The sequence below is a fragment of the Streptomyces sp. NPDC046465 genome (assembly GCF_040646035.1).
Lineage (GTDB): Bacteria > Actinomycetota > Actinomycetes > Streptomycetales > Streptomycetaceae > Streptomyces.
Window position 1 is genome coordinate 1 of record NZ_JBEYZK010000051.1, and the last position, 22065, is coordinate 22065.

16 protein-coding genes are annotated in these 22065 nt (G+C 70.5%); 13 read left to right on the top strand and 3 right to left on the bottom strand.

Annotation, left to right across the window (positions count from 1 at the left end; translation table 11 throughout):
• The 3 genes from ABZ953_RS38535 to ABZ953_RS38545 all read left to right on the top strand — a co-directional run.
• On the top strand, nucleotides 1-4379 hold a 4379-nt coding region (locus ABZ953_RS38535; RefSeq protein WP_361734068.1), incomplete at its 5' end, for a beta-ketoacyl synthase N-terminal-like domain-containing protein.
• A 131-nt stretch (nucleotides 4380-4510) separates the two neighbouring features.
• Nucleotides 4511-5314 (top strand): arylamine N-acetyltransferase, encoded by an 804-nt coding sequence (locus tag ABZ953_RS38540; protein WP_361734070.1) that lies wholly within the window; start codon nucleotides 4511-4513, stop codon nucleotides 5312-5314.
• A gap of 10 nt (nucleotides 5315-5324) precedes the next feature.
• A complete protein-coding gene (locus ABZ953_RS38545; protein WP_361734071.1) occupies nucleotides 5325-6590 on the top strand; it encodes a 3-deoxy-7-phosphoheptulonate synthase in 1266 nt (421 codons plus the stop codon).
• A gap of 112 nt (nucleotides 6591-6702) precedes the next feature.
• Here ABZ953_RS38545 and ABZ953_RS38550 read toward each other — a convergent pair whose 3' ends face one another.
• Entirely contained in the window at nucleotides 6703-7671 is a 969-nt protein-coding gene (locus tag ABZ953_RS38550; RefSeq protein WP_361734095.1) for a zinc-binding dehydrogenase, read from the bottom strand.
• A gap of 356 nt (nucleotides 7672-8027) precedes the next feature.
• On the opposite strand from ABZ953_RS38550, the gene ABZ953_RS38555 reads away from it, so the two are divergent.
• Both ABZ953_RS38555 and ABZ953_RS38560 read left to right on the top strand, forming a co-directional pair.
• Nucleotides 8028-9338 carry a condensation domain-containing protein gene (locus ABZ953_RS38555; RefSeq protein ID WP_361734073.1) on the top strand — a complete coding sequence of 437 codons (1311 nt, stop codon included), beginning with the start codon at nucleotides 8028-8030 and terminating at the stop codon, nucleotides 9336-9338.
• Between the two features lie 65 nt (nucleotides 9339-9403).
• Nucleotides 9404-10090 carry an SDR family oxidoreductase gene (locus ABZ953_RS38560; RefSeq protein WP_361734075.1) on the top strand — a complete coding sequence of 229 codons (687 nt, stop codon included), beginning with the start codon at nucleotides 9404-9406 and terminating at the stop codon, nucleotides 10088-10090.
• 140 nt (nucleotides 10091-10230) lie between these two features.
• Here ABZ953_RS38560 and ABZ953_RS38565 read toward each other — a convergent pair whose 3' ends face one another.
• Together ABZ953_RS38565 and ABZ953_RS38570 are read right to left on the bottom strand one after the other, a co-directional pair.
• Nucleotides 10231-11421: a cytochrome P450 gene (locus tag ABZ953_RS38565; RefSeq protein ID WP_361734077.1), complete on the bottom strand. Its 1191-nt coding sequence runs from the start codon at nucleotides 11419-11421 to the stop codon at nucleotides 10231-10233.
• Between the two features lie 79 nt (nucleotides 11422-11500).
• A complete protein-coding gene (locus ABZ953_RS38570; protein ID WP_361734079.1) occupies nucleotides 11501-12400 on the bottom strand; it encodes an acetamidase/formamidase family protein in 900 nt (299 codons plus the stop codon).
• Between the two features lie 319 nt (nucleotides 12401-12719).
• On the opposite strand from ABZ953_RS38570, the gene ABZ953_RS38575 reads away from it, so the two are divergent.
• The 8 genes from ABZ953_RS38575 to ABZ953_RS38610 form a co-directional block, all read left to right on the top strand.
• Nucleotides 12720-14303 (top strand): long-chain fatty acid--CoA ligase, encoded by a 1584-nt coding sequence (locus ABZ953_RS38575; RefSeq protein ID WP_361734080.1) that lies wholly within the window; start codon nucleotides 12720-12722, stop codon nucleotides 14301-14303.
• A complete protein-coding gene (locus ABZ953_RS38580; protein ID WP_361734082.1) occupies nucleotides 14300-16216 on the top strand; it encodes a non-ribosomal peptide synthetase in 1917 nt (638 codons plus the stop codon). The genes ABZ953_RS38575 and ABZ953_RS38580 overlap by 4 nt, the downstream gene beginning before the upstream one ends.
• Nucleotides 16217-16364: 148 nt before the next feature.
• The gene (locus ABZ953_RS38585; protein WP_361734084.1) at nucleotides 16365-17615 is read left to right on the top strand and encodes a cytochrome P450; all 1251 of its coding nucleotides are present in this window, start codon (nucleotides 16365-16367) and stop codon (nucleotides 17613-17615) included.
• A gap of 35 nt (nucleotides 17616-17650) precedes the next feature.
• Nucleotides 17651-17881 carry an MbtH family protein gene (locus ABZ953_RS38590; RefSeq protein ID WP_361734086.1) on the top strand — a complete coding sequence of 77 codons (231 nt, stop codon included), beginning with the start codon at nucleotides 17651-17653 and terminating at the stop codon, nucleotides 17879-17881.
• 41 nt (nucleotides 17882-17922) lie between these two features.
• On the top strand, nucleotides 17923-18690 hold the full coding sequence (fabG, locus tag ABZ953_RS38595; protein WP_361734088.1) for a 3-oxoacyl-ACP reductase FabG: 768 nt from the start codon (nucleotides 17923-17925) through the stop codon (nucleotides 18688-18690).
• Nucleotides 18691-18814: 124 nt separating this feature from the next.
• Complete coding sequence (locus tag ABZ953_RS38600) at nucleotides 18815-20002, top strand: acyl-CoA dehydrogenase family protein (RefSeq protein WP_361734090.1); 1188 nt, start codon at nucleotides 18815-18817, stop codon at nucleotides 20000-20002.
• The gene (locus ABZ953_RS38605) at nucleotides 19999-21633 is read left to right on the top strand and encodes a carboxyl transferase domain-containing protein (protein ID WP_361734091.1); all 1635 of its coding nucleotides are present in this window, start codon (nucleotides 19999-20001) and stop codon (nucleotides 21631-21633) included. Before ABZ953_RS38600 ends, ABZ953_RS38605 begins: the two co-directional genes overlap by 4 nt.
• 7 nt (nucleotides 21634-21640) lie before the next feature.
• On the top strand, nucleotides 21641-22065 hold a 425-nt coding region (locus ABZ953_RS38610; RefSeq protein WP_361734093.1), incomplete at its 3' end, for a biotin carboxylase N-terminal domain-containing protein.

Here is a 22065-nt window from a genome sequence, read left to right on the forward strand (position 1 = left end):
ACCCCACCCGACCCACCGCCCACACCACCCACCACCACAACAACCTCACCCACCAACTCACCACCCTCACCCCCACCGACCAGGAAAAACTCCTGTTGGATCTGGTCCGCAACCACACAGCTGCCGTCCTTGGCCACGCGACGGCAGAGCGCGTCGAGTCGGACAAGGCGTTCAAGGACGCCGGTTTCGACTCGCTGACGGCGGTCGAGCTCCGTAACCGACTCAGCACCGCGACCAGCGTCAAGCTCCCCGCCACGCTGATCTTCGACTACCCCGCCCCCAAGGCACTCGCGCGCCACCTCCGCGACGAACTCAGCGGACAGACGACCACCAACGACACCCCCACCAGCGCCGCCACCACCATCGCCACCGACGACGACCCGATCGTGATCGTGGGTATGGCATGCCGCCTGCCCGGCGGCGTCACGGGCCCCGAGGACCTGTGGCAGCTGGTCAACGAAGGCCGCGACGGCCTGTCCGACTTCCCCACCGACCGCGGCTGGAACCTCGACACCCTCTTCGACCCCGACCCCGACCACCCCGGCACCTCCTACGTCCAACGCGGCGGATTCCTCCACCAGGCAGGCCACTTCGACGCCGCCTTCTTCGGCATCTCCCCCCGCGAAGCCACCGCCATGGACCCCCAACAACGCCTCCTCCTGGAAACCTCCTGGGAAGCCATCGAACGCGCAGGCATCAACCCCCACACCCTGCACGGCGCCGACATCGGCGTCTTCTCCGGCGTCATGGGCCAGGGCTACTCCTCCGGCGACGGCATCCCCGCCGAACTCGAAGGCTTCGCAGGCACCGGCAGCGCCGGCAGCGTCGCCTCCGGCCGCGTCTCCTACACCCTCGGCTTCGAAGGCCCCGCCGTCACCGTCGACACCGCCTGCTCCTCCTCCCTCGTCGCCCTCCACCTCGCCGCACAAGCACTGCGCCAGGGCGAATGCACCATGGCCCTCGCCGGCGGAGCCACGGTGATGTCCAGCCCGGACACGTTCATCGGCTTCTCGCGTCAGCGTGGTCTGGCCGCCGACGGCCGGGTGAAGGCGTTCTCCTCCACTGCCGATGGCACCGGCTGGGCCGAGGGTGTCGGTGTCCTGCTCCTTGAGCGACTTTCCGAGGCGCGCAAGAACGGGCACAAGGTCCTCGCCGTCGTCCGCGGCTCGGCCGTCAACCAGGACGGCGCGTCCAACGGACTCACCGCCCCGAACGGCCCCGCACAGCAGCGAGTCATCCGCAAGGCCCTGACGAGCGCGGGCCTGGCTGCCACGGACGTCGACGCCGTGGAAGCACACGGCACCGGCACCAGGCTGGGTGACCCGATCGAGGCGCAGGCACTCCTTGCCACGTACGGCCAAGGCCGCGCGGAGGACCGGCCGTTGTGGCTCGGCTCAGTCAAGTCCAACATCGGTCATGCGCAAGCCGCTTCGGGCGTGGCCAGTGTGATCAAAATGGTCGAGTCGATGCAGCACGGCGTCCTGCCCGCCACTCTCCACGTCGACGAGCCGACGTCGCAGGTCGACTGGACGGCAGGCGCGGTGGAACTGCTCACCGAAGCACGCCCCTGGCCCGAGACCGAACACCCCCGCCGCGCGGGCATCTCCTCCTTCGGCGTCAGCGGCACCAACGCCCACGTGATTCTGGAGCAGGCACCCGAGTCCCTTGAGGACGAGGTGGAGGCGGAGCAGAGCTCCGCACCCACCCCGGTAGCCGATGGCGATGCCGTCCTGCCGTTCGTGGTGTCGGCCAAGGGCGCGGGCGCGCTGGCCGGTCAGGCACAGCGACTCGCCGCGTACGTCGAGACCAACGAGAACATCCCGCTGGCCGGTGTCGCCGCGTCGCTCCTGTCCGACCGCGCACTCCACTCCGACCGCGCCGTGATCGTCGCGGGCTCCCGCGACCAACTGCGCGACAGCCTGCGCGCGTTGGCGCGTGGTGAGTCCGACGCGGCGTTGACGAAGAACCTGACCCCCGGCGGAGGCAATGGCCCCGGCGGAACGGTGTTCGTCTTCCCCGGACAGGGCGCTCAGTGGGTGGGCATGGGACGCGAACTCCTGGACACCTCCCCCGCGTTCGCGGCACGGATCGCCGAATGCGAACAGGCCCTGGCCCCGTACGTCGACTGGTCACTGACCGACATCCTGCGCGGCCAGGACGACCTGAACAGCCTGGACCGGGTCGACATCCTCCAGCCCACCAGCTTCGCCGTCATGCTCGGACTCGCCACCCTCTGGCAGACCGCAGGCATCACCCCCGACGCCGTCCTGGGCCACTCCCAAGGCGAAATCGCCGCCGCCTGCATCGCCGGAGCACTCACCCTCAACGACGCAGCCCGCATCGTCGCCCTACGCAGCCAGGCCATCGGACAGCTGCTCTCCGGAGCAGGCGCCATGGCCTCCATCAACCTGCCCGCCGACGACATCCGCACCCTGCTCACGGACGGGGACGGGGTGGAGATCGCCGCCATCAACGGCCCCACCTCCACCGTCATCGCAGGCGACCCCACCCGCCTCGACGAACTCCTCGCCGTGCTGGAAGCCCAGGGCACCCGCGTCCGACGCATCGCCGTCGACTACGCCTCCCACACCCACCACGTCGAAACCATCGAAGACACCCTGGCCGCTCACCTCTCCGGTATTACGGCCAGCGCTCCGGCGATTCCGTTCTTCTCCACCGTCGACCAGACCTGGATCACCGAACCCGACACCCTCAACGCCACCTACTGGTACCGAAACCTGCGCCAGACCGTCCACTTCGAACCCGCCATACGCCAGTTGGCGGGGGACGGCTTCGGCGTCTTCATCGAAATCAGCCCCCACCCCGTCCTCCTCCAGCCCATCACGGAAACCACCGACCTCACCGAAAGCGCCCCCGTCCTCCTGGGCACCCTGCGCCGCGGCGAAGGCAGCATGCACCGCATGCTCACCTCCCTCGCCGAAGCCTTCGTACAGGGCATCGACATCAACTGGGCTCCCCTCCTCCCGGCCGGGGCCACCCAGCACCACCTCACCCTCCCCACCTACGCCTTCGACCACCAGCACTACTGGATCGAGAAGACGAAGTCGGCCCCGCTCGCGGGTGCTCTCGGCCGCACCACGTCCGGGCACCCGCTCGTCGATGCCGTCGTCGAGCTGCCGCAGTCGGACGGCTTGCTCCTCACCTCGCACTGGTCGCTGCGTACGCAGCCCTGGCTGGCCGACCACACCGTCCACGGCGCGGCGCTGGTCCCGGGCGCGGCCTATGTCGACCTGGCGATCCGTGCCGGTGACGAGTTCGGCTACGAGGTGTTGGACGAGCTGGTGTTGGATGCCCCGCTGACGCTGCCGGAGGAGGGTTCAGTCAAGGTCCATGTCGCCGTCGGTGGCGAGGACGCGATGTGCCGTCGTTCCGTCGCCGTGTACTCCTCGTCCGGTGCTGCCGGTGAGAGCGGTGCTGCCGGTGAGAGCGGGCAGCAGTGGACGCGGCACGCGTACGGCACCCTCTCCGCGGAGGCGGCACTGTCCGCAGCCGGTCTCGGTCTCGGCAGCGGTGGGGGCGCCGACTTCGGTCAGTGGCCGCCGGCCGGTGCCGAACCGGTCGACCTCACCGATTTCTACACCGCGCTGACCAAGCACGGGTACGTCCACGGCCCGGCCTTCCAGGGCCTGCGGGCGGTATGGAGCCGTGGCGAGGAACTCTTCGCCGAAGCCGCCCTGGACGACGCCCGTCAGGAAGAGGCAGGCAGGTTCGGACTCCACCCGGCGCTCCTCGACGCGGCCACGCAGCCCGTGCTGTCCGTCACCCGTGACCTCGCCGAGTCCGACGGGGACGCGGTTCTCCTCTCCTCGTGGAGCGGAGTGGTCCTGCACGCGGAGGGCGCGGCGGCTCTGCGGATCCGGCTGGCCCCGAGCGGTGACGGCACGCTGTCGTTCGAGGCTGCCGACGAGACCGGCACACCGGTGCTGACGATGCGGTCCATCGCCTCGCGGCCGCTTGCCGCCGAACAGCTCGGCGGCGGGGCGCGGGGCCAGGTCCACCCGCGTGGGCCGGGCCGCAGGCGGCGCCCGCTGGCCCAGGCCTCCGTCTCCGTCGACGAGCGGGCTCAGCTGGCCGACCGGCTGGCGGCGGTGTCCGCCGTCGAGCAAGAGGAACTCCTGCTCGACATGGTCCGTACGCAGATCGCCGCGGTCCTGGGCCACTCCTCGGCCGACTCGCTCGTTGCCGACCAGGGCCTCTTCGAGATCGGGTTCGACTCGTTGACCGCCATGCAGCTGCGCAACCGGCTGGTCGAGCTGAGCGGCACGAAGCTGCCATCCAGCGTGGTCTTCGATCACCCGACGCCGTCGATGCTCGCGGCTCTCCTGCGCGACCGGATGGCCGAGCGGTCGACCGACTGACGGAGATCCCGACTGACGGAGATCCCGGCTGACGGAGATCCCGGCTGACGGAGTCTCCGACCGACAAGTGCCTCGGCGCCGGTCGCCCCTCACGGCGACCGGCGCCGGGGCCACCCGACGAGAATCAGGTGATGAATGTGTTCGACGTCGATGAGTATCTGCGGCGCATAGGCCATGAGGGAGAGGAGGTAAAGCCCGATATCGAGACTCTGCGGGCGTTGCACAAGAAGCACCTCATGGCGATTCCCTACAACAGCGTCAGTTCACTGACGCTGCCGCCCTCTCCGCGCACATCCGGAGTCGTTCTCGTCGACATCGACGAGGACGCGACCTTCGATGTAGTGGTCGCCGAGGGCCGGGGCGGCGGATGCATTCAGCTGAGCCGCCTCTTCTTCCGGCTGCTGCATGAATTGGGCTTTGATGCCGCGCTGTTGGGCGGCAGCACCGTCGAGGGCGCACAGCTCTTCGGTACGGACGTCGAGCACATGCTCGTCCTCGTCACGCTCCACGACGAGAAGTGGCTGGTGGACGTCGGCTACGCGGGACCGTCGTTCCTCGAACCGCTGCTCGTCGGCGACGAGGTGCAGGTCCAGTACGGCGTTCGGTACCGGCTGGTCGAGGACGGCCACACACTCGTGCTCCAGCGCTGCGCGCAGGGCGGCCGCTGGCACGTGGTCTACCGCTTCACGCTCACCGCACGCGAACCCGCCGCCTGGTCCGAGTTCGAGAGCAAGGTGAACGAGAAGCTGGCCGGTGCCGAACCGGGCGAGGGCGGCCCGATGCTCTGCAGCCGCGCCTCGGACGACGGCCAGTCCATCCTCAAGGGGCGGCGCCACCTCACTGTCCGGGACGGGGTCGAGCAGGTGCGTACCCTCGTCGACAACGACGAGTACCACGACGTCGCGGCGGGCATCACCAGCCGGCCCGTCGGCTGAGCGGCCCGCCGTGGCCCACCTCACCCCGCTCTCCGCGCGGACGCGGCACGCACCTTTCGACGACTCACCTCTCGACGGCCGGATCCTGGAAGCACTCACCGCCCCCGCCCCCCTCACCGCCCCCACCTCACTGACCCCTCTCACCTCACTCGTCCCGCTTGACGCACTTGACGCAGCCGAGCCCGAGCACCCGAACGCAGCACACTCCGTGCGGGAGAACTCGCGCACGGCCGTGCCCCTGGTTCACCCGGCCGAGACAGAGCGCCTGAAGGTCCGCCTTGCGGCCGTGGCCCGGGGCGAGGCGTTCCTGATCCAGGGCGGCGACAGCACCGGGCTCGGCGGCGGAGCGGTGCTTGAGCAACTGACCGCGAACCTGCGCGCGCTGCACCAGGTCAGCCTCGTCCTGATGTACGCGACCGGTTTGCCGGTGGTGAAACTGGCCCAGGTCTGCGGGCCCTACGCGAGGTCCGGCGGAGCAGTCGGCGAGGCCCCCGGTGATGACGACACGTCGGCCGCCGCCATGAACCTGTTCCGGGGCCTCTGCCACGGCGAGACCGCAGACCTGCGCCGGGTCCATGGCTGGAACGCCGACTTCGTGCGGACCGCTCCGGCCGGGCGGCACCATCGGACACTGCATGACACGATCGGCCGTGCCCTGCGCTTCATGGCGTCCAGCGGCTTCACCGACCGAACGGCGCACGCCACAGAGGTCTACACGTCCCGTCGGATGCCCGCCCCGGTGTACAGCGGCTCGGCGCACTTTCTCTGGGCCGATCGGGCCGATCGGGCCGATCAGCTGACCGCCTTCGCCGGTGGCTCGGCGGGTCCGTTCGGCCTGCGGGTCGGCCCCGGCACCGACCCTGCGCGGACCGCCGACCTGGTGGAGCAGCTCGATCCGCACGCCGATCCCGGGCGGCTGACCCTGAGCGTGGCGATGGGGAGCGAGCGTATCCGCGAGGCGCTGCCGCCGGTCGTCGAGCGCGTGGCGGCGACCGGCCGCCAAGTGGTGTGGCAGTGCGACCCGCTGTCCGCGAACACGCCCGTGGCCGCGAATACGCCCGCAGGCCTGGGCGTGGACTTCGACGCCGCGCTCGACGAGGTCACCGGCTTCTTCGGGACGCACCACCGTCTCGGTACGCACGCCGGTGGTATCCGTATCGAGACCGCAGGTGCCCGACGTGCCGTCGACGGGCCGCGTCTGACGCCGGACCGTGCGGTCGAGCTCGCCTTCCGCACCGCGGAGCTGCTGCGTGGCCGGGGAGAGGGACGCGGCTGAGCCGCACGCGCGGGTGAGCCGGCCCGGCGGCCCGGCGGCTCCATGCAAGAGGCGGTGCCCGGAGTCGTCCCGGGCACCGCCTCTTCGTCTTACCAGCTCCTGTACGGGCTCCCTACGGCCAGGACAGCACGAGATTGCCGCGTACGTCGCCGTCCGACAGGCGCTTGAACGCCAAGGGCGCGTCCCGCACCGACAGCACCTCGTCCACCAGCGGCCTGATGCCCGTGGTGTTCATCAGTGCCAGCATCCGCGCGTACTCGTCACGTGTGCCACTGAACGATCCGACGATCTTGATCTGGTGGAAGTAGATCCGGTGCAGCCGCGCGGGCGACACATCGCCGGTGGTCGCGCCCGCGACGACGACGGTGCCGCCGTTGCGCACGCTGCGCAGCGAATGCGTCCAGGTCGCCTTGCCGACGCTGTCGATGACGGCGTCGACCTGCTCGGGCAGGTCCGCGTTGGACTCGAACACGGCGTGGGCGCCGAGGCTGCGGGCCAGTTCCCGCTTCTCGGCGGTACGGCTGGTGACGTGGACGCGGAGACCGGCCGCCGCCCCGAGCTGGATCAGAGCGGTGGACAGGCCGCCCGCGGCGCCCTGTACGAGCACGGAGTTGCCGGGCAGCAGTTCGGCTTTGGTGAACAGCATCCGGTACGCCGGCAGCCACGTGCACATCAAGCAGGCGGCCTCTGCCCACGTGAGGTGGTCCGGCACCGGCAGCAGGCAGGCCGCGGGCGCCGCGATGTACTCGGCGAGAGTGCCGGGCCGCGCCCCGACGAGCTGCGCGGCCGGCAGGACCAGCGTCTCGTCCGTCGTGCCCGGCGGGGAGTCCAGTACGGGGTAGAGCGTCACCCGACGACCGTCCGGGTCCTCGCCGGCCGCTTCGCAGCCCAGGATCCGGGGGTACTTGTCGTAGTTCAGCCCGACGCCCCGCAGGGTCCACAGGTCTTTGTGGTTGAGAGAGACGGCCCGGACCCGGACCCGCGACCAGCCCTCGGGGACGACCGGGTCGGGGCGTTCGCCGAGAACCAGGGCGGACAGCGGATCGTGGGGGTCCGGGTGGGCCGCGTAGACGGCTTTCACGCGCATGCCCTCTCGCGTCGTGCCTGAAGGGGCGGTGGAATGTCGCGACAGCGCATGAATCTCCTCACGCAGTGGTCGGTCAGCAGTGGAAAGGCAATTGCAGCACTTCCTCGGACACACTGGATGTGAACTCCCGGCATGCCATTCGGCGACGCTAGTACCGAACGACGGGTGCGCACATCCCTCAGCCTGGTAAGACATCGCCGGTTCTGCGGGAACTCGCCGCGGGCACCGCGGATTTCCGGCTGCGATACCCGGATACCCGTGTGCCCGGAACTACCAGACCGAGGGATGCGCGGCTGCCGGAATCCGCTCTAGCGTGACGGCGCCGAGTCATGTCTGGAGAAAAGATCTGTATGCGACGCAAGCTGTCCCTCTCGGAAATTCTGTACGTCGGTGAAATCAGGACCCTCGCGACAACCGTCTGTACGGTGCGCGGTGAAGTCGACGAGGAGTTGCTGGCCGCGGCGTTCGCCGCGAAGGTCGCCCAGCACCGGTCGCTGCGCAGCCGGGTGGTCCTGGACGGCGACGAGGCCTTCCTCGAACTCCTTGAGGAAGCCGGACTGCCGCGCTTGGAGGTGCGCCACGCGACGGGCCCCGACGACCTCACCGGCCAGCTCAACCGGCCGCTGCCTGCCGGTGGCCCGCTGGTCCGCGCCACCCTCTTCCGCGGCGACGCCGGGGCCGAGTCCACCTTCGTCCTGGGCATCGACCACGTCATCTGCGACGGGCACAGCGCGACCGTCCTGTGCAACGAGATATGGAGCACCTACTCGGAGATCCAGGAGGGCACGTTCCAGGAGCCGGACAGTGCGCGGGAGTCGGACAGTGCGCGGGAGTCGTGGCCCGTGGCCGTCGACGATCTGCTGGCGCCGTGCTCCGAGGACGACGTCACCGCGTACGTGAAGGACCGCACCGAGCGGACCTCCGCGCACCCCCTGGCCGTGCTCCCGTTCACCGCGGACGCCTCGCAGGACGGCGAGGGCGCGCTGATGGACGTGTGCCGGATCCGGCTGTCCCGCGAACAGACCGCCGGACTGGTCGCGTTCGCCAAGAGTGCCGGGGTCTCCGTGCACGGTCTGGTCGGCGCGGCGCTGCTGACCGCGGTCCGGGACGGCTACGGGCCCGGGTACGAGCCCGGCCACCGGCTGAGCTTCGTCTCCCCCGTCGACCTGCGCTCCCGACTCGCACCGGCGCTCGGGCGGGACGTCCTGATCCCGGCCGCTTCCTGGTTCCTCGACGTCGTCGACGTGCCCGTGGGCGGCGACCTCGTCGAGTTGGGCCGCCGGATCACGGCGCGTCTGCGCGACGCGATCGATCAGGGCGAGCCTGCCCTCGAACTCCAGTCGCTGCCCCGGCTGTTGGAGAACCCCGCCGTACTTACGGCGAGTCTCGTGATGCCGAACGTGGGCAGTGTGCAGGGACCGCCCGCGCCGCGCGGCCTCGACATCACCGACATGCGCAAGTTCGCCATCTCCTCCAAGTGGGTCCCGGAGGCCGGGGCAGGCGCGCTGGTGGCGTCTCCGATGACCGTGTACGGGCGACTCAGCATCGAAATGCCCTACAGCGCCAAGTGCTTCACACCGGCCCGCATGAACGAGGTGCACGACCACGTCCTCGCGACCCTGCTCTCCTTCGTGGAGCGCGCGCCGGTGCCCACCGCCTGACACCACCAACCACCGACCACCAACCACCAACCATCGACCATCGACCATCGAGAGAGGAACGAAGCATGGCTCGAGTCGCCATGGTGAACGGCGCCGCCCGGGGTATCGGCGCCGACGCGTCGGTCCGGCTGGCCGAGCACGGCCTGGACATCGCGCTGATCGGCACGGACGAGGAAGCGCACGCCGACACCGTCCTGCGGATCGCGGGGGCGGGGCGGCGGTGCCTGTTCGTGGAGTCCGACGTCACCGACGCGGGCTCCGTGGAGGCCGCGCTCAGCCGGGTCTGTGCCGAACTGGGCGCCCCGGGTGTTCTCTTGAACTGCGTGGGCGCCGTCGGTCGGGGCCCGTTGCACGAGCTGTCCGACGAAGGCTGGGCCGAGACCGTCGGTGATCCCCTGCGGGGGGTGTTCCTCACCAGTCGGGCGGTCATCGAACCCATGATCAAGAATGGTGGCGGCCGGATTCTCGCACTCGCCGACGTCGCGGGCGGCGAGCCGTCCGGGCCGGGGCGCGACTCGGTCGTCGAGACGGGCCTGGCCGGGTTCGTCAGGACGATCGCCCTGGAGCTGCGGCCGTTCGGCATCACGGCCAACGTCGTCGCACCGGAGCTGTCCGTCGCCGACCTCTCCGGCTCGCCTGCCGGGGGCGGTTCGGCCTACGCGGCCGAAGTGGTCGACACCGTACGGTTCCTGGCCGACGAGGCCTCCGCGGCCGTCACCGGCCAGATCATCCGCGTCGCCATGACGGCATGACGCCATGACGGCGGCGTGACCTCCGACATACGGGACACGACCCACGGGAAGGGGGCCGACGGCAGTTGCCGTCGGCCCCCTTCCCGTATCACCCTCGCATCATCCTCGTATCACCCTCGCATCATCCGACGCTCAGCCCGTCACCAGGTGACGGGCAGCTCCAACAGGCTGACCACCGTGGAGCGGCCGCGCAGCGGAACCTCCTCGACCGGAACGGCCAGCGCGAGGCCGGGGAACTCCTCGACCAGCGTGCGCAGTCCGGCTCCGATGACGATGCGCGCCAGGTTCTGGCCGAGACACATGTGCACGCCGTAGCCGAAGGCCATCTGCCCGGAGGTCTCCCGATCCAGGTCCAGCGCGTGCGGGCACCCGAACTTGGCGGGGTCCCGGTTGGCCGCGGGCAGCGAGACAGTGACGCTGTCGTCCTTCTTGACCGTCTCCCCGCCCAACTCGATGTCCTCAAGGGCGGTACGGAAGATCTGGTACTGATTGACGGTCGTGTAGCGCAGCAGTTCCTCGACCGCGTTCGCTGACCTCGGGTCCGCACGGAACCGGTCGAGCTGCTCGGTGTGGTGCAGCAGCGCCAGCGTGCTGCACGTCAGCGCGGCCTCGGTGGTGGAGTAACCCGCGACGAACACCAGGAGAATCATGTTGGTGATTTCCTGGTCGGTCAGCGAGTCGGCGGCGATCAGCCGGCTCAGCATGTCGTCGCCCGGCTCCTTCCGCTTCCGCTCGACGAGGTCGCGTACGTAGAAGAAGGATTCACGGCCGGCCGCGAGTTCCTCCTCCAGCGGGATGCTCTCGTCGTTCCCGGTGTCCGGCAGCTGCGCGATCCGCTCGCACTCCTCGTACGGAATGCCGATCAGTTCGCAGATGACGCGCAGCACCAGCGGGCGGACGAACGTCGAGACCAGGTCGGCGGACGTGCCCTGCTCACGCACCGTCTTGAGCTGTTCGGCGGCCAGGACATCGACGCGCTCGGCCCACTGGTTCATCCGGCGGGTGGTGAATTCACCCGTCAGCAGCTTCCGGTACCTGGTGTGGTCCGGCGGGTCCATATGAATGAACATTCCGGGCATCACCGGCAGCGGTGGAATCTGCTTGCCCTTCTTGGTGATCGGGAAGTGCCCGATCCCGTAATTGTGACTGAATACGGGATTGCTGAGGACTTCCCGGGCCAGCTCGTGACCCGTGACCAGCCAGCCGACATGACCGCTGGGATACGTCATTTTCGCCAGCGGCCGTTCCCGGCTGAGATCCAGCAGAAGGGTCGGCGGATCGAAATGATCCGTCCGGTCCCAGTGCTGCTGATAGGTAATCGGCTCGCTCATGACGGCATCCTTCTCGATATCGGGCATACGCGGTGGGGGATGGAGGTGCGCCGGGGGCGCGCGGCTCGGGGGTGCGCCGTCACCGGGCGTCCGGTCGCAGCCAGGCGCCGATCCGCTCCTGGACCTCGGCGGGGAAGAGGTCCTTCGCCACCATGCCGTGGACCGTCTTCGGCGGCAGCGAGCTGTACGAGGAGCCCCGCTGGTCCGCGTACTGGGTGATGCGGAAGCTCACCGCCATGCTGCACAGCGCGTACGCCTCTGCCGCCGTGACGCCCGCCGCGGCGGGCAGCCACTTGACCAGGCCACGCAGACAGGCGAGCAGCGCGTCGTCGAGGTTGTCGGCGAAACCGAAGCCGATCCAGTGCGTGGGCGTCTCGGCGAGCGGCGCGTCAAGCGCGACGGACTTGTGCAGGTCGTAGCGGATGCGCAGATCCTCGGCGGCCGACTTGATGCCCGTCTGGTCCACCATGCCGTCGCCCTGCGCGGCGTGGACGTCGCCCACCCACACCCGTCCGCCCGGCTTGGCCACCGGCAGGAACAGCGAGGAGCCGACGGTCAGTTCGCGCAGCACCAGGTTGCCGCCGTAGGGCCCTGCGAGCAGCGCGCCGACCGGCTCGTCCCCCTCGGGCTCCACGCCGAGGACGCCCAGGAACGGGGCGAGGGGCACGGTGGTTCCCTGCGCGTAGGTCGCCGTACGGCGGTCGTCGTCGAACCGGAAGTAGTGCATGTACGGCTCCGAGAAGTCGTCACGCAGCGCTCCGGAGCCGGGGTGGGAGGCGTTGCAGCCCCAGTCGCGGGTGCGCAGTTCGGTGAGCCGGCACTCGATCACGTCGCCCGGCTCCGCGCCCGCGACCTCCACAGGACCTATGAGCGGGTACGGGCAGCCGGGGTTGCGCCGACGCACGTCCACGAGTTCTTCGAAGGACATCCCGAACGCCAACTCGTTGTTCCAGTTGGTCCAGGTGTCGGGGTAACTCACCAGATCCCCGGATTCAATCTTCGCGACCGCCGGGGCCCCCGCGTCAAGGACACCCGAGCGCACAGTGGCAGGTGTCGACTCAACCGTATGTATCTCCATGTCGTACGACGCTAGGACAGTCGCCGTCCGAATATCAAGGCATTCTGCGGGCGTTCTGATAACTACCAGACCTGGGGATGTCGGGGCCCCTCGGGCCCGTCTACCTTGAGATCTGGTGAACGACCATTTCAGCGGGCCGATACGCGAGGCCGTAATGCCGTGCCTCAATTTTCTGATGCGCTGACGGCCTCGCTCCCACGAGCCGAATTGGAGAACGTGGTTGCAAGGCAATAGTCATTACGTCCGGCAGATCCTGGACGCCCTCGAGGCCAACCCCTCGAATGCACCCCTCGTGTGTGAGGACGTCCCCACCACCGCCGGTGTGCTCGCCGGTTCCGTCAGGTCCGCGGCCCACACGATGCGCGAACAGGGGGTCGGCAGTGAGAGCGTGGTCGCTGTCCTGACCAATGCCAACACCCCCGCGACACTGGTCCTGCGCTGGGCGGCGAACCTGCTCGGTGCCACGGTGATCCATCTCCGGGGGGTCAACGCGGTCAACCCGCTCGACCAGCTCCCGCTCGAGCTGCAGCTCGGCATCCTCACGGACGTCCGCGCCACCATGCTCGCCGTGGACGCCGACAACGTCGGCCGCGGACGCGAGCTGTGCGACGCGTCGGCCGTCCGGCCGCTGCTCGCCGGTCTCGGTTCCTTCGGTCCCGATGTCGTCGACCTCACGGCGGCCCCCGCCGACGCGTTCGACCTGGATACGGCGGAGAACGGCGACATCGCCGTCGTCACGTACACCAGCGGGTCCACGGGCCGCCCCAAGGGCGTCAGTTGGGCGTTCGCCGTGAAGAACGACATGGTCGCCACTTCGGCCGCCCGTGGCGTCCCCGCGAACTGCCTCGTCACCGCGCCGCTGACGCACTCCAGTGGCTTCGCCGCGGACGACACCGTGATCACCGGCGGTCTCGTCGTCCTGCAGTCGTCCTTCGACGCGAGCGAGGTCCTGCGGGCGATCGGGCAGTACGGCATCACCCGGCTCGTGCTGTCCGCCCCCCAGGTGTACGCGCTGACCGAGCACCCGGACATCGACAGCTCCGACCTGTCCACCGTGCGGGAGCTCTTCTACACCGGCAGCGCGGCTTCCCCGGACCGGTTGGCCAAGGCCGTCGAGGTCCTCGGGCCCGTCATCATGCAGGTGTACGGGACGAGCGAGAGCGGCCTGATCAGTCTGCTGCTCCCGGACGACCACCGCGACGCCGCCCTGCGCGCCACCGTCGGCCGCCCGCCCGAGGGCGTCCGGGTGGTCATCCGTGACTCCGGGGACGGCCGGGACCTGCCCGTCGGCGAGGCCGGCGAGGTGTGTGTCATCTCCCGCTGGTCTATGGAGCGTTACTGGAACGAGCCGGAGCTCACCGCGCGCACCGTCCGCGACGGCTGGATACACACCGGTGACATCGGCCACTTCGACGACGCCGGCTACCTCCACCTGCACGGCCGGATCGCCGATGTCATCAAGTCGAACGGCATCAAGGTCTACCCGGCGTCCGTCGAGCGCGCCCTCCTCGACCACCCCGCGGTCGCGGAGGCCGCCGTGTTCGGTGTCGAGGACGCGGATCGCCTGGAGCGGATCTGCGCCGCGGTCGTACTGACCGCCGGAGCCGGAGCGGATGCCCCGGACGCCGACGCCCTGCGACGGCACGTCGCCGAGCGGCTGACCCGCAATCACATCCCGGCGGACATCGAACTGCGCACCGCCCTTCCGGTCCTCGCGCTCGGCAAGCCGGACCGGCTGCGGTTGCGCGCCGAGGCCCGGGAGCGGCTCGGAGTCGCCGACGCCGGATGGCCGGTGCTGACATGACGCAGTCGAACACAGTGGCGGGCGGTGCGGTCCCGTCCGTGGCCGCACCACGTGAGGAGAAGGACGGCATGGCGACCACCACACAGAGCACTTGGAGCGGTGGCATGCCCGACCCGGCGCCGGTCACGCTCGCCGAGCTGCTGGAGCGGCGGGTCAAGGACGGCCCCGACGGCACCGCGCTCGTCAGTGCCGAGGAGACCCTCACGTACGACGAGTTCAACAGGCGGGCCAACCGGCTCGCCCGGGTTCTCCTCGCACACGGCGCGGGCCCCGAGAGGCTCGTGGCCCTGGCGCTGCCCCGGTCCGTCGACATGGTCGTCGCCACCCTCGCGGTCGCCAAGACCGGCGCCGCGTTCCTGCCGGTCGACCCCGCCTACCCGGCCGACCGTATCGCGTACGTCCTCGGCGACGCGGCCCCCGCCCTGGTGTGCACCGGCGGCGCCTTCGCCGCCCGGATCCCGCAGACCCCGGGCACGCCCCGGCTCGTCCTCGACGAGCCGGAGACCCGCGACCGGCTCGCGGCCGCGCCCGACACGGACCCGACGCTCTTCGAACTGAGCGCCCCGCTGTCGGCGGCCGGTCTCGCCTATGTCATCTACACCTCAGGAACCACCGGCAGGCCCAAGGGCGTCGCCGTCACCCATCGCGGTCTGGCGACGCTGGCCGCCGCGACGGTGGAGCGGATGGCGATCGGCACGGACAGCCGACTGCTGCAGTTCGCCTCGCCCAGCTTCGACGCGTACGTCTTCGAGCTGCTGGCCGTCCTGGAGGCGGGCGCCGCCCTGGTCGTCCCGCCGCCCGGCACGCTCGCAGGCGAGGCCCTGGCCGAGGTGCTCACCGGCTTGCGCGTCAGCCACGCCGTGCTGCCGCCGGTCGCCGCCGCCAGCGTGTCCGCCGGTGAACTCCCGGGCGTACGCAGCCTGTTGGTGGCCGGTGAGGCGTGCTCCGGCGAGCTCGTGACACGCTGGACCGAAGGCGACCGGCGCATGATCAACGCGTACGGGCCGACCGAGGTGACCGTCTGCGCCACCATGACCGAGCCGCTGGCCGGTCCCGCCACACCCTCGCTGGGCACGGCCGTCCCGCTCACCCGGGTCCACGTCCTCGACGCCGAGCTGCGCCCTGCGGCCGTGGGTGAGCCCGGCGAGCTCTACGTCGCCGGGGCGGGCCTGGCGCGCGGATACCTCGGGCGCCCGGCGCTCACCGCCGAGCGCTTCGTCGCCGACCCGTTCGCGGCGGACGGTTCACGCATGTACCGCACCGGTGACCTCGTGTCCCTGCGACCGGACGGCGGCCTCGACTTCCACGGCCGCGCCGACGACCAGGTCAAGCTCCGGGGCTTCCGCATCGAGCTCGGTGAAGTGGCGGGCGTGCTGGCCGGGCACCCCTCGGTCGACCGGGCTGTCGCCGTCGTCCGCGAGGACCAGCCCGGTGTCCAGCAGCTCGTCGCCTATGTGATCCCGGCGGCGACCTACGGAAAGCCCGCCCCGGCCCCCGCCGAGCTGCGCGAATTCGCGGCCCTGGCCCTGCCTGAGCACATGGTGCCCGCCGCCTGCGTCACCGTCGAGGCGTTCCCGACGACACCGAACGGCAAGCTGGACCGGGCAGCGCTGCCGGTCCCGGCGACGACGGCCGACACGGCGGGGCGAGCGCCCGCCACCCCGGCGGAGGAGGCCTTCGCCCGTATCTTCGGCGACCTCCTGAGCGTGTCCGACGTCACCGCCGACAGCAACTTCTTCGCGCTCGGCGGCGACAGCATGCTCGCCATCACCGTCATCCTCAAGGCACGGGCCGCGGGTTACTCGATCACTCCCCGCGAGATGATCGGCAACCCCACCGTCGAGGGACTCGCCGCCGTCGCGAGCGCGACGGCCCAGGGCCAGGCAGGCGCGCGTCCGGCGGACGAACGATGAGGCCGACCTCCGGCAGCCCCTGTACCGGAGGCGGGCCCGCTCCCTCCTCCCCGAGCCGTACCGCCACCGGCTCACCCGACGCCGCCCGCGTGCGTACCGCGCACAGCCGGGCCGCGCGACCGTCGCGAACCGCGGACTGGAGACACCGATGATGAACACCAAGCCGAGCGTCGATCCGGGGGAGCTCGCGAGCCTCGACCTCGCCGACCCCCGGCTGCACGCCGAGCGGGACCTGACCGAGGTCTGGCGCCATCTGCGCGCCGAGCGCCCGATGTACTGGCAGGAGGCGCGCGGCTCGCAGCCCGGCTTCTGGGTGGTCAGCCGGTACGCGGACGCGATGGCCGTCTACCGGGACAAGGAGCACTTCACCACCGAGCGCGGCAACGCCCTCGGCACGCTCCTCACCGGCGGCGACTCCGCGGCCGGCACGATGCTGGCGGTGACCGACGGGGTCCGCCACGCGCAGATCCGCAACATCCTGATGAAGGCCTTCTCGCCGCGGATGCTGCACGACATCCGTGAGGGCCTGCGCGAGACCGTCGACGGCCTCCTCAAGGACGCCATCGACAAGGGCGAGTGCGACTTCGCCGAGGACGTCTCGGGCAGCGTCCCGCTCGGCGCGATCTGCGACCTGCTCGGGGTGCCGCGCTCGGACCGCAAGTATCTCCTCGGTCTGACCTCGCGTGCGTGGAGCTCCGACCACGCCGACGCCCCGCCGGAGGACAGTTGGACCGCCAAGAGCGAGATCCTCCTGTACTTCTCGGACCTGGCAGGCACCCGGCGCCACAGCGAGCACGACGATGTGGTGAGCCTGCTCGCCAACAGCCAGATCGACGGCGAACGCCTCAGCGACGCCGAGCTGATGGCGAACTGCTACGGCCTGATGATCGGTGGCGACGAGACCGGCCGCCACGCCATCACCGGCGGCCTCCTCGCGCTGATGCAGCATCCCGACCAGTGGAAGAGGCTGCGCAGCGGCGAAGCGGACCTCGGCACCGCCGTCGAGGAGGTGCTGCGCTGGACCGTGCCGTCCATCCACGGCGGCCGTGCCGCGACCCGCGACATCGTCGTCAACGGGCAGCAGATCAAGGCCGGTGACGTGGTCAGCGTCTGGATCTCGTCGGCCAACTTCGACGGCGACGTCTTCGCGGACCCCGACAAGTTCGACCTGGACCGCACGCCGAACAAACACCTCACCTTCGCCCACGGCGCACACTTCTGCCTCGGGCACTATCTCGCCCGCATGGAGATCGAAGCGGTCCTCGACGGCCTGCGCCGCATGGTCACCGACATCGAGCAGACCGGTCAGGAGCACTGGATCTACTCGACGATCCTGCACGGCATGAGCTCCCTGCCGGTCTCCCTCAAGCCCGACCTCACCGGCATGCCGAAGGGCTGACCCACGCCATGCCGCACCAGAAAGGTTCCCCACCCATGTCCCATCCGTTCGAGGACCCGGACGGCAGCTACCTCGTCCTGGTCAACGACGAGGAGCAGCACTCCCTCTGGCCCGCGTCCGGCGCCGTACCGGCCGGCTGGCGCAGTGTCCTGGGGCCGGAGAGCCGGGCGGCCTGCCTGGCCCACGTCGAGGCCTCGTGGCGCGACATGCGCCCCAAGAGCCTGATCGCCACGACCGGCGGTGCCCCCGCGGCCACCGCCCGCTGACACCAGACATCCAGACATCCAGACACGAGAAAGGACCGCGCATGACCTCCGGCAGCCCCCTCACCGACGCCGTGGCGATCGTCACCGGAGCGGGCCGGGGCATCGGCGCCGCGACGGCCGCCCGGCTCGCGGCGGACGGTGCGGCCGTCGTCGCTCTCGACCTGGTCGAGAGCGACGCGGCGGGCACCGTCACCGCGATCCGGGCGGCGGGCGGTCGCGCCCTGGCCATCGGCTGCGACGTCACGTCCGCCGAGCAGGTCGACGCCGCGATCGACCGAACGTGCACGGAGTACGGACGGCTCGACGTCCTCGTCAACAACGCGGGCGTCCTCCGCGACAACATGCTCTTCATGATGAGCGACGACGACTGGGACACCGTCGTCGACGTGCACCTGAAGGGCGCCTTCCACTGCTCGCGCGCCGCGGGGCGGCAGATGGTGCGACAGGGGTCCGGAAAGATCGTCAACCTGAGTTCGGTGGCCGCCGACGGCAACCGGGGCCAGGCCAACTACGCGGCCGCCAAAGCGGCCGTGCAGGGCCTCACCCGCACCCTGGCGATCGAGCTGGGGCCGCACGGGGTCAATGTCAACGCCATCGCCCCCGGGTTCGTGGCCACCGCCATGACGGACGAGACCGCGCGCCGGACGGGCGCGGATCCGGCGGAGTTCCGGCGGGCGGCGGCCGCCAGGTCGCCCCTGCGCCGGGTCGGCTCGGTGCGGGACATCGCCGGGGTGGTGGCGTTCCTCGCGAGCGAGGACGCCGCGTACATCACCGGTCAGACGATCCATGTGGACGGCGGCCCCCAGTAGCCCCACCCGCTCCACCCGGCTGCCGGTGTACGGCTCCCCCGTCGTACACCGGCGCCCCACCGCCAACACTTTCGCCAGCCACCAACCCACCGGCCACGCGGCCGAACGTCGGGAGGACCCCCGCATGTTTGATCACCGGATCACCGCTGAGCACGAGCAACTCCGGCGCACGGTCGAGGCGTTCGCCCACGACGTCGTCGCCCCTCAGATCGGCGATCTGTACGAGCGGCACGAGTTCCCCTACGAGATCGTCCGTGAGATGGGCCGCATGGGCCTGTTCGGGCTGCCCTTCCCCGAGGAGTACGGCGGGATGGGCGGCGACTACTTCGCGCTCGGCATCGCCCTCGAAGAGCTCGCCCGCGTCGACTCCTCCGTGGCCATCACCCTGGAGGCGGGCGTCTCGCTGGGCGCCATGCCCATCTATCTCTTCGGCACCGAGGAGCAGAAGCGCGAGTGGCTGCCGAAGATGTGCTCGGGTGACGTACTCGGCGCATTCGGCCTGACGGAACCCGGCGCGGGCAGCGACGCGGGCGGCACCCGCACCACGGCCGTCCGCGACGGCGACCACTGGGTGATCAACGGCTCCAAGTGCTTCATCACCAACTCGGGCACGGACATCACGGTCCTGGTCACGGTCACCGCCGTCACCGGCCGCAAGGCCGACGGACGCCCGCTGATCTCCTCGATCATCGTCCCGTCCGGCACCCCTGGCTTCACCGTCGCCGCCCCCTACTCCAAGGTGGGCTGGAACTGCTCCGACACCCGAGAGCTCTCATTCGACGACGTACGCGTGCCCGTGGGCAACCTCGTCGGCGAAGAGGGCCGCGGCTACGCCCAGTTCCTGCGCATCCTCGACGAGGGCCGCGTCGCCATCTCCGCGCTCGCCACCGGCCTCGCCCAGGGCTGCGTGGACGAGTCCGTGAAGTACGCCGCGCAGCGGCACGCCTTCGGCAAGCCGATCGGCGCGAACCAGGCCATCCAGTTCAAGCTCGCCGACATGGAGACGCGCGCCCACATGGCCCGCGTCGGCTGGCGCGACGCGGCCTCCCGTCTGGTCGCGGGCGAGCCCTTCAAGAAGCAGGCAGCCATCGCCAAGCTCTACTCCTCGACCGTCGCCGTCGACAACGCCCGCGACGCCACCCAGATCCACGGCGGCTCCGGCTACATGAACGAGTATCCCGTCGCCCGCATGTGGCGCGACTCCAAGATCCTGGAGATCGGCGAGGGCACGAGCGAGGTCCAGCGCATGCTCATCGCCCGCGAACTCCTCCCCGCCGCGCCCCCGAGCGGCGACCGGGACCGCGTGCGATGACCCGGCAGGCACCAGTGCTGGTGAGCGCGGCTGATCCCGCGTCCGAGGCATGGCGGGTGAACGAGGCGGCGCATGCCGCCCTGGTCGGGGAGTTGCGGGCCAAGCTCGCGGCGGCCCGGCTCGGTGGCGGCGAGCGGGCGCGGGCCCGTCATGTGGCGCGTGGCAAGCTGCTGCCGCGGGAGCGGGTGGACACGCTCCTGGACCCGGGTTCGCCGTTTTTGGAGCTGGCGCCACTCGCGGCGGACGGGCTGTACGGCGGGGGTGCTCCGGCGGCCGGGGTGATCGCCGGGATCGGCCGGGTCTCGGGCCGCGAGTGCGTGATCGTCGCCAATGACGCGACGGTCAAGGGCGGCACGTACTACCCGATGACGGTCAAGAAGCACCTGCGCGCCCAGGAGGTGGCCCTGGAAAACCGCCTGCCGTGCCTGTACCTGGTCGACTCCGGGGGTGCGTTCCTGCCGATGCAGGACGAGGTGTTCCCCGACCGTGAGCACTTCGGGCGGATCTTCTACAACCAGGCCCGGATGTCGGGCGCCGGGATCCCGCAGCTCGCCGCCGTCCTCGGCTCCTGCACCGCGGGCGGGGCCTACGTCCCGGCGATGAGCGATGAGGCGGTCATCGTGCGCGAGCAGGGCACCATCTTCCTGGGCGGCCCGCCGCTGGTGAAGGCCGCCACCGGCGAGGTCGTCACCGCCGAGGAACTGGGCGGCGGCGCCGTGCACGCGCGCATCTCCGGGGTAACCGACCATCTCGCCGAGGACGACGCGCACGCCCTGCGCATCCTGCGCACCATCGTGGCCACCCTCCCCGCACGCGGCGCCCTGCCCTGGCCGGTGCAGCCGGTGGAGGAGCCCAAGGTCGACCCGCTGGGGCTGTACGGGGCGGTTCCGACGGACTCGCGCACCCCTTATGACGTGCGGGAGGTCATCGCGCGCGTGGTGGACGGCTCGCGCTTCGCGGAGTTCAAGGCCGAGTACGGCACCACCCTGGTCACCGGCTTCGCCCACCTCCACGGCCACCCGGTGGGGATCGTCGCGAACAACGGCATCCTGTTCTCCGAGTCCGCCCAGAAGGGCGCCCACTTCATCGAGCTGTGCGACCAGCGCGGCATCCCCCTGCTCTTCCTGCAGAACATCTCCGGCTTCATGGTCGGCCGGGACTATGAGGCCGGTGGCATCGCCAAGCACGGCGCGAAGATGGTCACCGCGGTGGCCTGCACCCGCGTGCCCAAACTGACGGTCGTCGTCGGCGGCTCGTATGGGGCGGGCAACTACTCGATGTGCGGGCGGGCCTACTCCCCCCGCTTCCTGTGGATGTGGCCGAACGCGAAGATCTCCGTGATGGGCGGCGAGCAGGCCGCTTCCGTGCTGGCCACGGTCAAGCGCGACCAGCTACAGGCCCGCGGCGAGGAGTGGCCCGCCGCGGACGAGGAGGCCTTCAAGGACCCCATCCGCGCGCAGTACGACGAGCAGGGCAATGCCTACTACGCCACCGCCCGCCTGTGGGACGACGGCGTGATCGACCCGCTGGAGACCCGGCAGGTCCTGGGGCTGGCCCTGACCGCGTGCGCGGGCGCCCCACTTGCCCAGAGGGACGACACTGCGCCCGGCTTCGGCGTCTTTCGGATGTGAGGAACGAATGACGATGTTCGACACAGTGCTGGTCGCCAACCGCGGCGAGATCGCGGTCCGCGTCATCCGCACCCTGCGGGAGCTCGGCGTCCGCTCGGTCGCCGTCTTCAGCGACGCCGATGCCGACGCCCGGCATGTGCGCGCGGCCGACACCGCGGTCCGCCTGGGCCCGGCCCCGGCCGCCGAGAGCTATCTGTCCGTGGAGCGCATCCTGGAGGCGGCGGCGACCTCCGGCGCCCAGGCCGTCCACCCCGGCTACGGCTTCCTCGCGGAGAACGCCGACTTCGCCCGGGCGTGCGCGGAGGCGGGCCTGGCCTTCATCGGCCCGCCCGCCGACGCCATCGCCCTGATGGGCGACAAGATCCGCGCCAAGGCGACCGTGCAGGCGGCCGGGGTGCCGGTGGTCCCCGGCTCGTCGGGCAGCGGCCTGAC

Excerpts from the sequence above, each read along its gene's own strand:
- ABZ953_RS38540 (WP_361734070.1), top strand. The coding sequence starts at position 4,511 with ATGAATGTGTTCGACGTCGATGAGTATCTGCGGCGCATAGGCCATGAG.
- ABZ953_RS38555 (WP_361734073.1), top strand. The coding sequence starts at position 8,028 with ATGCGACGCAAGCTGTCCCTCTCGGAAATTCTGTACGTCGGTGAAATC.
- ABZ953_RS38560 (WP_361734075.1), top strand. The coding sequence starts at position 9,404 with ATGGCTCGAGTCGCCATGGTGAACGGCGCCGCCCGGGGTATCGGCGCC.
- ABZ953_RS38565 (WP_361734077.1), bottom strand. The coding sequence starts at position 11,421 with ATGAGCGAGCCGATTACCTATCAGCAGCACTGGGACCGGACGGATCAT.
- ABZ953_RS38580 (WP_361734082.1), top strand. The coding sequence starts at position 14,300 with ATGACGCAGTCGAACACAGTGGCGGGCGGTGCGGTCCCGTCCGTGGCC.
- ABZ953_RS38585 (WP_361734084.1), top strand. The coding sequence starts at position 16,365 with ATGATGAACACCAAGCCGAGCGTCGATCCGGGGGAGCTCGCGAGCCTC.
- ABZ953_RS38590 (WP_361734086.1), top strand. The coding sequence starts at position 17,651 with ATGTCCCATCCGTTCGAGGACCCGGACGGCAGCTACCTCGTCCTGGTC.
- fabG (WP_361734088.1), top strand. The coding sequence starts at position 17,923 with ATGACCTCCGGCAGCCCCCTCACCGACGCCGTGGCGATCGTCACCGGA.
- ABZ953_RS38600 (WP_361734090.1), top strand. The coding sequence starts at position 18,815 with ATGTTTGATCACCGGATCACCGCTGAGCACGAGCAACTCCGGCGCACG.
- ABZ953_RS38605 (WP_361734091.1), top strand. The coding sequence starts at position 19,999 with ATGACCCGGCAGGCACCAGTGCTGGTGAGCGCGGCTGATCCCGCGTCC.